Origin of the sequence: Verrucosispora sp. NA02020 (assembly GCF_013364215.1) — a bacterium.
Classification (GTDB): domain Bacteria; phylum Actinomycetota; class Actinomycetes; order Mycobacteriales; family Micromonosporaceae; genus Micromonospora.
This window is the reverse complement of record NZ_CP054923.1, coordinates 4,062,524-4,074,428: the sequence shown is the minus strand read 5'-3', so window position 1 is coordinate 4,074,428 and position 11,905 is coordinate 4,062,524. Positions and strand designations below refer to the sequence as shown.

At 71.8% G+C, this 11,905-nt stretch carries 11 protein-coding genes; all 11 read right to left on the bottom strand.

Annotated elements, in window-relative coordinates:
* Positions 1-5 precede the first annotated feature (5 nt).
* Positions 6-629: a trans-aconitate 2-methyltransferase gene (locus HUT12_RS17610; protein ID WP_176094073.1), complete on the bottom strand. Its 624-nt coding sequence runs from the start codon at positions 627-629 to the stop codon at positions 6-8.
* A gap of 55 nt (positions 630-684) precedes the next feature.
* On the bottom strand, positions 685-1,680 hold the full coding sequence (locus HUT12_RS32865) for a lysylphosphatidylglycerol synthase domain-containing protein (protein ID WP_254876867.1): 996 nt from the start codon (positions 1,678-1,680) through the stop codon (positions 685-687).
* Positions 1,677-2,702: a glycosyltransferase family 2 protein gene (locus HUT12_RS32860; RefSeq protein WP_254876866.1), complete on the bottom strand. Its 1,026-nt coding sequence runs from the start codon at positions 2,700-2,702 to the stop codon at positions 1,677-1,679. Before HUT12_RS32860 ends, HUT12_RS32865 begins: the two co-directional genes overlap by 4 nt.
* Positions 2,699-3,925: a glycosyltransferase 87 family protein gene (locus tag HUT12_RS17600; protein WP_254876865.1), complete on the bottom strand. Its 1,227-nt coding sequence runs from the start codon at positions 3,923-3,925 to the stop codon at positions 2,699-2,701. The genes HUT12_RS32860 and HUT12_RS17600 overlap by 4 nt, the downstream gene beginning before the upstream one ends.
* Positions 3,926-4,061: 136 nt before the next feature.
* Positions 4,062-5,261 (bottom strand): RtcB family protein, encoded by a 1,200-nt coding sequence (locus tag HUT12_RS17595; RefSeq protein WP_131053585.1) that lies wholly within the window; start codon positions 5,259-5,261, stop codon positions 4,062-4,064.
* A gap of 399 nt (positions 5,262-5,660) precedes the next feature.
* Entirely contained in the window at positions 5,661-6,038 is a 378-nt protein-coding gene (gene mnhG, locus HUT12_RS17590; protein ID WP_176094072.1) for a monovalent cation/H(+) antiporter subunit G, read from the bottom strand.
* Positions 6,035-6,298: a monovalent cation/H+ antiporter complex subunit F gene (locus HUT12_RS17585; protein WP_176094071.1), complete on the bottom strand. Its 264-nt coding sequence runs from the start codon at positions 6,296-6,298 to the stop codon at positions 6,035-6,037. Before HUT12_RS17585 ends, mnhG begins: the two co-directional genes overlap by 4 nt.
* Positions 6,295-6,909: a Na+/H+ antiporter subunit E gene (locus tag HUT12_RS17580; protein ID WP_176094070.1), complete on the bottom strand. Its 615-nt coding sequence runs from the start codon at positions 6,907-6,909 to the stop codon at positions 6,295-6,297. The genes HUT12_RS17585 and HUT12_RS17580 overlap by 4 nt, the downstream gene beginning before the upstream one ends.
* 11 nt (positions 6,910-6,920) lie before the next feature.
* Positions 6,921-8,495 carry a Na+/H+ antiporter subunit D gene (locus HUT12_RS17575; protein ID WP_176094069.1) on the bottom strand — a complete coding sequence of 525 codons (1,575 nt, stop codon included), beginning with the start codon at positions 8,493-8,495 and terminating at the stop codon, positions 6,921-6,923.
* Positions 8,492-8,965 (bottom strand): Na(+)/H(+) antiporter subunit C, encoded by a 474-nt coding sequence (locus tag HUT12_RS17570; protein ID WP_131053580.1) that lies wholly within the window; start codon positions 8,963-8,965, stop codon positions 8,492-8,494. Before HUT12_RS17570 ends, HUT12_RS17575 begins: the two co-directional genes overlap by 4 nt.
* The gene (locus HUT12_RS17565) at positions 8,962-11,784 is read right to left on the bottom strand and encodes a Na+/H+ antiporter subunit A (RefSeq protein ID WP_176094068.1); all 2,823 of its coding nucleotides are present in this window, start codon (positions 11,782-11,784) and stop codon (positions 8,962-8,964) included. The genes HUT12_RS17570 and HUT12_RS17565 overlap by 4 nt, the downstream gene beginning before the upstream one ends.
* Positions 11,785-11,905 lie beyond the last annotated feature (121 nt).

The window sequence follows — 11,905 nt, the reverse complement described above, 5'->3', positions numbered from 1 at the left end:
GTGGCTCAGGGCTCCGCGACGGCGGCGGGGGTGAGGACGAAGAAGGCGTCCCGCCCGGCGTCACCGGTCTCCGGCGGTCGCCAGGTGGTCACCTCCAGCCCGCAGTCCCGGATCACCGCCACGAACTGCCGGGACCGCTGCACGTCGTAGATCTGCACGAGGATCCGTCCCCGCGCGGTGAGCATCCCCGGCAACCGGCGCAGCAGGTCCGCCGCCTCCGGCACGGACAGGTAGTAGATGACCTCGCGCAGCAGGATCGCGTCGTACCGGTCCGGCGGCGTGTACGTGCGGATGTCGGCCACCGCGTAGGACGCGTCCGGCCGACGCAGCGCCCGGGCCGTCCCGATGGCCCGCCGACTGATGTCCACCCCGTGGTAGTGCCGGTAGCGGCCCCGGCGCAACGCCAGGTTGACGCTGGTGCCGCAGCCCAGGTCGAGGATCGCCGGTTGCGGCGCCCACGTCTCGATCAGCGACAGCGGCACGCTCCCGTCGCCGGCCTCGTCGAGGTATCCCCACATCCCCAACGCGTACTGGGCGTCCCAGAGCACCGCGTTCAGCCGTGGACTGCGCCGTACCAGCGCCCGCACCGGTGCCCCCAGCAGTCCCGCCGTCGTCCGTAGTCTCGACACGTCCCTCACCGACCTCCTCCGCCGGGCCCGCCCGGCGGCTGTCAACACGAACGGCTCACCCGACCGGTGCCGACCGCTCGACCGGGACCGGCCCGGTGAGCACCGGACCGTCGCGCCGCAACCGGCGCCGGTGCAGATACTGGGCCAGCAGCAGCCCTCCCCCACCGACGGCCACCTCGCTGAGCGCGCAGACCAACCGGCTGACCAGCACCACCGGGGTGGCCACGGCCACCGGCAGCACGGTGGACAGCCCGAGCATCAGCACCGCCTCGCGGACACCCAGGCCGTCCGGGGCCACCATCACGGCCAGCCCGGCGACGGTCGCGGCGGCGAACCCGGCTACGCAGACCAGGTAGGACCGCAGCGGCGGCGCGCCGGCCGCCACCGCGAGCAGCCACAGGTGGTGCCCGGAGACGAACCAGGACAGCGACTGCGCGCCGATGGCCCGTCGCAGGCCCGCCGGGGAGGCGCGCACCTGCGGCGGTGGACGCCGCAGCAGCCGGGCCACCAGGACCAGCGCCTTGTCGAGCAGGTCCGGCCGGACCACGAGCACGAGCAGTGGGACGCTGGCCAGCAGCAGCCACCAGGTGGCGCCGGAGAGCAGCGCCGGACCGGCGGCGACCCCCAGCGTCATGCCGGTCATCGCCACCACGGCCCAGCTCAACAGGAACACCCCGGCCAGCCGGACCGGCCCGACCTCGATCTCCCGACCCATCCGCAGCAGCACCGGCAGGGCGACCAACCGACCGGGCACGAACTTGGTCAGGAACCCCACGAAGAACAGCCGGTACGCGGTCCACCGGTCCACCGGCGCACCCAGGTCGACGAAGATGGCCCGCCAGGACGCCACCCCCAGCAGCAGCCCGACGGCGTTGACCAGCAGGGCCGCGCTGACCGCCGCGCCCACCCGCCACGGGTCCAGGCGACCGGCCAGCGTCGCTACCGGCGTCCAGTCCTGGGAGCGGACGAAGAGCACCAGACCGACGGCCAGCGCCACCACGAAGGCGACGGTGAAGGCCCGGTTGAGCCACCGCCACCAGCCGCCGCTCACCGGCGCGGTTCCACGGTGACCGGACGGTAGCCCCGGGCGCGTACCCGACGCGACAGCGCGGCGCAGATCCCCAGCCCCATCCCGACGAACTCGGTCAGGTGGGTGAGCAGGCGCATTCCGGCGGCGTAGAGCGCGAACCGGGGCCCCCGGTGCCGCGCCGCGAACGCCAGCAGGGCCCGGTCGGCCACCCCGACGGTCACCAGCAGGGCCAGCGGCAACACCACCAGCCCGGGTGTCACCAGGACCAGCGGCGCGGTGGCCACGGCCAGCCCGGTGCCGGCCATGCCGACCACCGCGCCGACGTCGACCCGGTGCGGTGGGCGTCCGTCGGCGACCGGCGGCTCCCAGCGGGCGGCGACGACCGCGTCGGCGTACGTCACCGCGCGGCGGAACAGTTCCGACAGGTACGGCCGGAGCCGGTCCACGTCGTCGTGGCGGCCGACCATCTCGGCACTGACCCGGATCTCGTAGCGCGCCGGCAGCCGGGTGCCGAACTCCACGTCCTCGGCGTCACGCAGCCGCTCGTCGAAGCCACCGACCAGCTCGAAGACGTCCTTCGGCACAGCCGTCAGCGCGAACATGGTGGTGGACGTGACCCCGGTGGCCCGGCGTCGCCAGAAGTGCTCGAACAGTGTCTTGTACGCCTCGACCGGCCCGTCGTCGTGGAGCGGGCGCAGGTCGTAGATGCCCTGCACCACGCCGCAGTCCGGATGCTCCCGCAGTACCCGCACCGCCGCGGCCAGCGTGCCGGGGGCCAGGGCGACGTCCGAGTCGACGAAGAGCAGCACGTCACCGGTGGCCCGGGCGGCACCGGCGTTGCGGGCCGCCGACACTCCCCCGTTCACCGGCAGAGCCAGCACGGTGCAGCCGAATCCGGCGGCGATCCGCCGGGACCGGTCGGTGCTGGCGTCGTCCACCACGATCACCTCGGCCGGCGTAACGGTCTGCGCGTAGACCGCCGACAGGCAGTCGCCGAGGGTTCGCTCCTTGTTGTAGTTGGGCACCACCACCGACACCCTCACCGGTGCCACCCCTCCCCGCCGTCGGAGCGTGCACCGTCCGGCCGCCACGCCAGCCAGCCCAACGCCGCGTACCCGACGAGCACGTACAGGTTGCTGTGCAGCAGTTGCCAGTCACGGAAGTGCAGGTCGACGCCACGCAGCCCGATCACCGTCCAGGCGGCGCTGGCCACCAGCGCGGTCCAGAGCAGCACCGCGACGGCGACCGCGTACCGGTTCCGCCGGCCGCGCACCGCCAGCAGCACCAGGGCCGGTACGCACCAGATCCAGTGGTGGTGCCAGGAGATCGGCGAGACGAGCAGGCCGGTGGTCGCGGCGGCCAGCACTCCGAGGAGTTCGTGACCGGCGCGGACGCATCGGACCACGACGACCAGTCCGGCCACCGCCGTCAGTGCCGCCAGCGGCAGCCAGACCGCCCGGACGTCGGCGGTGTCGCCGATCCGGGCCAGCGCGCCGTGCAGCGACTGGTTCAACACGGTCCGGGGATCACCGGTGACCCGGGCGGTGTCGAACAGGCCGCCGCCCCAGAACCGGACCGAGTCGGCTGGCCGCCAGGCCAGCCCGAGCCCGACGGTGGCGGCGAACGCGGCCAGCGCCACTCCGGCGGCCCGCCAGCGACGCAGGCAGAGCAGGTAGACCACGAACAGCAGCGGGGTGAGTTTGATCCCGGCCGCGACGCCGACACCGAGGCCGCGCCAACGGCGGTCCGGATCGCCGGTCAGGTCCAGCAGCACCAGCAGCGCCAGGAAGAGCCCCACCTGACCGACCTGGAGGTGCCCGGCCACCGGGAAGACCGGGAGCACCGCGACCGTGCCCAGCAGGACCGGTCCGGGTCCGGTGTCCGCCCCGGCGGCGCGCAGAGTCACCCGGACCACGGCCGCCACGGCGGCGACGGTGGCCAGCGTCCAGAGGCCGATGCCGGTGGCGGCGTCGAGGTACGCCAGCGGTTGCAGCAGCAGCGCGGCGAACGGCGGGTACGTGAAGCCCAGGTCGATGCCGTCGGTCCCCCGGTGGATCACGTCGTAGAGGGCGCCGTCGCCACCGGCGGCGGCGACCGCGCCCGCCCGGTAGACGGCGAGGTCGCCCCAGAACCGTCCCGTGCCGTGGTGCACGGCGACCGCTGCGGCGGCCACCAGCACCGCGAGCAGCGGCAACGCGGCGGCCGGCAGCACCGTGGCGAGTCGGCGCGCCGGCCGGGAGTCTGTCGTCGGCGAGAGGGTCGTCACCGCATCCCCCTTCAGACGTCGGCGGGACGACGGTAACAATCGATGCGGTACCCGTTTCTGTAACTGATCTGGATTACCGACGGTGCGGGTGAACCCCGGCCCGGCGTCCGCCCCCCGCGGACGCCGGGCCGGGGTCTCAGCCCTTGACGCAGACCACCTGCTTGAGGTGGGCGACCACCTCGACCAGGTCCTTCTGCTGCGCCATCACCTCGGTGATGTCCTTGTACGCACCGGGGATCTCGTCGACCACCCCGGCGTCCTTGCGGCACTCCACCCCCGCCGTCTGTGCCGCCAGGTCGGCCGTGCTGAACGTCCGCTTCGCCTGCGCCCGGGACATCCGCCGTCCCGCGCCGTGCGAGGCGGAGCAGTACCCCCAGTCGTTCCCGCCGCCCCGCACGATGTACGAACCGGTGCCCATCGAGCCGGGGATGATGCCCAGCTCGCCACGTCCCGCCCGGATCGCGCCCTTCCGTGTCACCAACACGTCCACCCCCTCGTAGTGCTCCTCGGCCACGTAGTTGTGGTGGCAGCTGATCGGCTCGTCGTAGCCGACCTGCGGGAACCGGTCCCGCATCAGGTTCATCAGCACGGCGAGCATCACGGCCCGGTTGCGCCGTGCGTACTCCTGCGCCCACCACAGGTCCCGGCGGTAGGCGTCCATCTCCGGCGTACCGGAGAGGAACACCGCCAGGTCCCGGTCGGGCAGATCCGCGTTGTGCGGCAGCCGGCGGGCCACCGCGATGTGCCGTTCGGCCAGTTCCTTACCGATGTTGCGCGAGCCGGAGTGCAGCATCAGCCAGACCCGGCCCGGGTCCGTCCCGCCCTCCTCCAGGCAGACCTCGATGAAGTGGTTGCCGCCGCCGAGCGTGCCCACCTGCCGCCGGGCCCGCGCCTCCAACTGCTGCACCCGCCGGTCCAGGTCACCGAAGCCCCGCCAGAAGTCGTCCCAGCCGCGCTGCTCCAGGCCCCGGATCCGGCGCGGATCCACCGGGTCGTCGTGCTTGGCGAAGCCGACCGGAATGGCGTCCTCGATGGCCCGGCGCAGCCCGGCGAGGTCGTCGGGCAGGTCGGCGGCGGTCAGCGAGCTGCGGACCGCCGACATGCCGCACCCGATGTCGACCCCGACCGCGGCCGGTGACACGGCCTGCCGCATGGCGATGACCGACCCGACCGTGGCGCCCTTGCCGAAGTGCACGTCCGGCATCACCGCGACGCCCTGCACCCACGGCAGCGCCCCGATGTTGCGCAGCTGCCGTGCGGCCTGCGGCTCGATGGCGTACGGGTCGGTCCAGACCCGTACCGGCGCCCGCGTTCCCGCGAGCAGACTGAATCCCATGACGTACCCCCGAAGTGTGTGGCTCCTCGCCCGGGCACGGCCCGACCACGGCCGACGCCGGGCAGGGGTGCGCCACCGATGCCCTCCGGCACCGGCGCGACGAGTGGAGAAGTAGGTGGGTAGGACGAAGCCGCCCGGACCCGTGGCGGGTGGGCGGCCTCGACGAACGGGCGGACGCGCGCTAGCTGCGGCGCTCCGAGCCCCGAGGCGGAAGGCGGCGGGCGCCGGTCAGCGCCGGCGATTTCCCGAGCCGACAGGGTTCACCCCGGGTCGGCCAACCGTCCTGCGGTCTGACGTCTGTCGACACGGCGTACTCCTCTCGGCTCCGGTCCGATGTGACCTGATGCCGAGAAGAGTAGGGACCACCGCCGGTGGGCCGCAAACGATATTGAGCGACGCTCAGACGCGCGCGCCTCCGCCCTGATCGCCGCCGACCCGGTCAAGGTGGTCGGCGAGTTCGTCGGTGAGCAGCAGATCGGTACGGATGTCGTCGTGCGGGTACGCGGCCCGGCCGACCATGTGCGCCGCCACCGGCGCGGTGGCCAGTTGGAAGACGCCGACCAGCACCAGGGTGGTGATGTCCACCCCGGTCCGCAGCCGCAGTGCGCAGCCGACCAGCACCAGCAGCAGCCCGAGGACCTGCGGCTTGGCCGCGGCGTGCATCCGCGTGAGCAGGTCCGGGAAGCGCACCAGCGCCACCCCGGCGGCGAGGCTGAGCAGCGCGCCGCTGACCAGGAAGACGGCGGCGACGATGTCGAGGATGGCGTCCAGGCTCATTTGGTGTTTCTCCGCGCGGCGAATCGGGCGACGCTGACCGACCCGACAAAGCCGAGGACCGCGAGGACCACCAGCACCGGCAGTGCGGTGGCGTCGCGGCTGTAGGCGGCTTCGACGGCGATCGCGGTCACGATGATGGCCAGCAGGACATCGGTGGCCACGGCCCGGTCGAGGATCGACGGGCCCCGGATGATGCGGATCAGGGTGAGTCCGCCCGCCACCGCGAGCAGCACGGTGACGGTCACGGCGACGACGGTCATGACGCGGCCCCTTCCAGGTCGGCCGGTGGGGTCGGGTCGGGGTTCTGGCGAACGCTACGCAGCTCGTCGGCGGAGCCGATGGCCTCGATGATGCGGGCTTCGAGCGCCAGCACCTCGCGCCGGAACTGTTCCACCTCGTCGATGCTGTTCACGTTGATGACGTGGACGAACAGCGTGCCGGTGTTCCGGTCGGCCTCCAGGATCAGGCTCCCCGGCACCAGCGACAGCGCCTCGGCGGTGAGGGTGAGGTTGAGATCGGTGTTCACCCGGAGTGGCACCGCGATGATGGCGCTGCGCGGGACGTGCCCGGGACGGAACGCCAGCCAGGCGATCTGGATGGAGGCGACCACCAGGTCACTGAGGAACCGCGCCCAGAAGCGCAGCATCCCCACCGGGTGGAGCCGACCGGCGAACGTCACCGGCGGCAGTGGGAAGACCGCGATGACGATGGCGGCCACCACCAGTCCGCTGAGGATGTTCGCCACAGTGAAGTGGCCCCAGAGGAGCACCCAGACGACGACCAGCACGGTCACCGCGATGATGCGGTTGCGGCGTCGCGCCGCCCGGGTCAGTGGCGGGTTCGGCGAGTCGGTCGGCGGGGCTGGGGTCATCTGGTCGGGGCTCACGGCGTACCCCCTGGGAAGACGGCCTCGACGTAGGGTGTCCGCCGCAGCAGGTCGTCGGCGGCGTCGGTGCTGAGGTCGAAGAGCGGACCGGCCACCACGGTCAGCGCCAGCCCGAGCGCCACCAGGGCGACGGTCGGCGCGATCATCAGACCGGGCAGCACGGCGCCGCTCTGGCCGGTGGTGTTCACCTGCGGCTGGATCGCACCCTCGGTGCGGGAGGCCCGGTCGGCGTCACCGGAGTCCGGCATGTCCGGGTGCGGTGCCCGCCAGAACGCGAGGTTCCAGACCCGGGCGACCGCGTAGAGGGTGAGCAGGCTGGTCACCAGACCGCCGGCGACCAGGATCCAGGCCAGCACGCCGCCGTCGGCGATACCCGCCTGCACCAGGCCGACCTTGCCGAGGAACCCGGAGAACGGTGGGATGCCGGCGAGATTCAACGCGGGCACGAAGAAGAGGATGGCCAACACCGGCGACAGTCGTGCCAGGCCGCCGAGGCGGTCCATGGCGGTGCTGCCGCCGCGACGTTCGACGAGGCCGGCGGCGAGGAACAGGGTCGTCTGGATGGTGATGTGGTGCACCACGTAGAAGATCGCCGCGGAGAGGCCCAGCGACGAGGTGAGCCCGACGCCGAACAGCATGTACCCGATGTGGCTGATCAGGGTGAACGACAACAACCGCTTGATGTCGGACTGCGCCACCGCACCGAGGATGCCGACCAGCATGGTCAACACCGCTACCACCAGGAGCAGGGTGGCCGTACGGCCACCGGGGAACAGCAGCGTCTCGGTCCGGATGATCGCGTACACACCGACCTTGGTCAGCAGGCCGGCGAAGACCGCGGTGACCGGGGCCGGGGCGGTCGGATAGCTGTCCGGCAGCCAGGCCGACAGCGGGAACACCGCCGCCTTGATGCCGAAGGCGAGCAGCAGCATGCCCTGCAACAGCAGGCGCATGTCGTCGGGCAGCGCGTCCAGCCGGTCCACGAGCTGGGCCAGGTTGAGCGTACCGGTCGAGGAGTACACCAGGCCGATGGCGACCAGGAAGATCACCGAGGAGAGCAGGCTGACCACGACGTACGTGGTGCCGGCCCGGATCCGGGTCTCGGTGCTGCCCAGGGTCAGCAGCACGTAGCTGGCGACCAGCAGGATCTCGAATCCGACGTAGAGGTTGAACAGGTCACCGGAGAGGAACGCGTTGCACACACCGGCGGTCAGCACGAGATAGGTCGGGTGGTAGACCGACAGCGGCGTCTCCTCGTTGCCGTCGGCCATACCCTGCCCGATGCTGTAGACCAGCACGCAGAGGGTGACCGAGGCGGAGACCACCAGCATCAGCGCGGCGAGCTGGTCGGCGACCAGCACGATGCCCATCGGGGCGACCCAGCCGCCGACCTCCACCACGAGCGGACCGTCGATGCTGGAGCGGACCAGCAGCATCGCGGCGACCGCGACGGTGGCGGTGAGCACGGTGAGGCTGACCCACCGCTGGGCACGTGGACGGCCCAGCAGTAGCAGCGTGATTGCCGCGCCGAGCAGCGGCATCACCACCGGCAGCGGAACGAGGTAGGTCATCCGGCCCTCCCCGCGTCGACCGAGGCGGTCCGGGACCGCTCCGTCTCGGTGTTCGCGTCGTCGTCGTCATCGTCGTCACCGGTGCCGGCGTCGGCATCGCCCGGACCCTCGTCGCGTTCCGCGAGATCCATGATCCGGCGGTCCTCGACGTCGTCCTGCACCTCGTCGTGCCCGTTGAGGTGCCAACTCCGGTAGGCCAGGGCGAGCAGGAAGGCGGTCATGCCCAGGGTGATGACGATGGCGGTGAGGATCATCGCCTGCGGCAACGGATCGCTCATCTCCTCCTGCGGGCTGTCGCCGACGATCGGCGCGGTGCCGGCGCGCCCGCCGGTGAGCAGCAGCATGTTGGCGCCGTTGCCGAGCAGGATGACGCCCATCAGCACCCGGGTCAGGCTGCGCTCCAGCAGCAACGTCACGCCCGCGGCGACGAGGACGCCCACCACGATGACGTAGGTGAGGTTGGGTGTCACACCAGCTCCTTCTCGCGGATCTCGGCGTCCTCGGTCTCGTGTTGGCGGTCCATCTCGGCACCCAGGCTGCGCAGGATGTCCAGCACCAGCCCGACGACGATCAGGAAGACACCGACGTCGAAGAAGGCCGAGGTGACGAAGTGGATGTGCCCCAGCACCGGCAGATAGAAGTCGAGCAGGGCGGTCTGGAGGAACTCCCCACCGAGCAACATCGCGGCCACGCCCGTGCCGACCGCGACGAAGAGTCCGGCGCCGAGGACCGCACCGGCGTCGACCGGTGCCGCGCCGTTGAGCTCGGTACGCCCACCGGCCAGGTAGCGCACGGCCAGGGCGAGGCCGGCGACCAGACCGGCGGCGAAACCGCCGCCCGGGGCGTTGTGGCCGCTGAACAGCAGGTAGATGGAGAACAGCAGGATGGCGTGGAACAGCAGTCGGGTGACCACCTGGAGGATGACCGACTGGGAACGCGCGGTGGCACCCGTGGTCAGCCACCGGGGCCGGGTCGACTCGGTCGGGTTCCCGCCGGGGATCTGACCGCGCCGGTCCAGGTCACGGGCATGACGGAAGATCAGGCTGGCGACACCGGTGGCGGCCACCACGAGCACCGCGATCTCCCCCATGGTGTCCCAGGCCCGGATGTCGACCAGGGTCACGTTGACCACGTTCTTGCCGCCGCCGTAGGAGACCGCCTCGTCGGGGAAGTCCACCGAGATGGGGACTGCCTGGCGGGCGCCGGTCGCGACGTACGCCATGCCGGCGGTGACGGCACCGACGGCGATGCCGAGCACGACACGTCCCCGGCGGCTGGCCCGGATCGGCCGTTCCGAGAACTTCACCGGCAGGCGGCGCAGCACCAGCACGAACATCACGATCGTGACGGTCTCCACCAGGAACTGGGTCAACGCCAGGTCGGGCGCACCGTGCAGGACGAACAACAGCGCGATGCCGTAGCCGGCGACGCCGACCAGGATCATCGCGGTGAGCCGGCGCAGCGCGCGGGCGGCCATCACGGCGGCGACCACGACGACGGCGGCGGCGACCCCCTGCAACGGCGTGTCCCACAGGTGGAAGCGCTGCGGCCAGGGGCTCCCGGCGATCAGGGTGCCGCCGGGCAGGACGACCAGCACCACCAGGATCACGCCGAGATAGAACGGCAACGAACCACGCTGGGTGGCACCGGTCAGCTCGACCGCCAGGCGGTCGATGCCGCTGATGGCCTTCTTGTAGACGCTGGCGCCGTCGAACGGCAGGCGCAGCGTCGCGCGTACCCGCTCCCGCCGCATCAGGTGGAACAGGCCGGCGCCGGCGGCGATGGCCAGCACCGACAGACCCAGCGCCGGGGTCAGGCCGTGCCAGAGCGCCAGGTGGTAGCCGGGCTCGGCGGAGCGGTAGAGGTCGGCGTACGGGGCGAGCAGGCGGTCCACCGCCGGGGCGAACAGGCCGGCGGTGACACCGGCGACCGCCAGCACGGCGGCCGGGGCGAGTAGGGACCAGGACACCGGCGTGGACTCGGTGTCCGGGGTGTCGGGCTTGTCGGCGAAGGCACCCCACATGAACCGCAGGGTGTACGCCACGGTCAGCACCGAACCGAGGATCACCCCGGCGAGGACGACCAGGTTGGCGGTGCCGCCGTGCAGCAGCGCCTCGACCGCCGCCTCCTTGGCCACGAACCCGGCCATCGGGGGCAGGCCGGCCATCGACGCGGCCGCGAGACCGGCGACCACGGCCAGGGCGGGTGCGCGGCGCCGGAGTCCGCTGAGTTCGCGCAGGTCACGGGTGCCGGTGATGTGGTCGACGACGCCGACGGTGAGGAACAGGGTCGCTTTGAACAGGGCGTGGGCCAGCACCATCGCCACTCCGGCCAGCGCGGTGTCCCGGGTGCCGCCACCGAGGATCACCATCAGCAGGCCGAGCTGGCTGACCGTGCCGTAGGCCAGCAGCAGCTTGAGATCGGTCTGGCGCAACGCGGCCCAGCCGCCGAAGAACATCGTGAGTAGACCGGCGACCAGGAGCACCGGACGCCACGGTCCGGCCTCGGCGACCGCCGGGCCCATCAGGGCGACCAGGAACACACCGGCTTTGACCATCGCCGCGGCGTGCAGGTATGCGCTGACCGGCGTGGGTGCCGCCATCGCGCCGGGCAGCCAGAAGCTGAACGGGAAGATCGCCGACTTGCTCAGTGCGCCCAGCAGGACCAGCACCACCGCCACCGCGAGGTAGCCGCCGCCGGGCAGGTTCTCGGCGACCTCGGACCACCGGTAGGTGCCGGCGTGCTGACCGAGCATGACGAAACCGGCGAGCATCGCCAGGCCGCCCAGCGTCGTCACCAGCAACGCCTGCATGGCCGCCCGTCGGCTGGCCCGCTTGGCGGGGTCGTAGCCGATCAGCAGGTAGGAGAAGACCGTGGTCAGCTCCCAGAACACGTAGAGCAGCAGCAGGTCGTCGGAGACGACCAGGCCGAGCATCGCGCCGGCGAAGGCGACGAACACGGCGGCGAAGCGTCCCAGGCTCGGGTCGTCGGAGCGGAAGTAGCGGGCGCTGTACGCCAGCACCAACGCGCCCACCCCACCGACCAGGATGACCATCAGCCAGGACAGCGTGCCCATCCGTAGCGCGAGTTCCAGCCCCAACTGCGGTACCCAGGAGACGGTCTCCACCACCGGCTCACCGGAGCGGACCCCGCTCGTGTGAGTCAACGCCCACACCAGCGTCGCGCCAGGCACCAGTGCCACCAGGTAGAGGGCGTGCCGTCCCCAGGTCCGCACCAGCGCCGGGGCGATCACAGCTGTCAGCGCATGGACCGCCACCAGTACCAGCACACACCCTCCCCAGAGATCATTCGTCGGTGTGACGACCCTATCCGGTAAGGACCGCAATCCGCATCTGCCGTGATCCGGATCAAAGGTGTGTCACCCTGACAGACCGCCCCGGCTCGTGTGC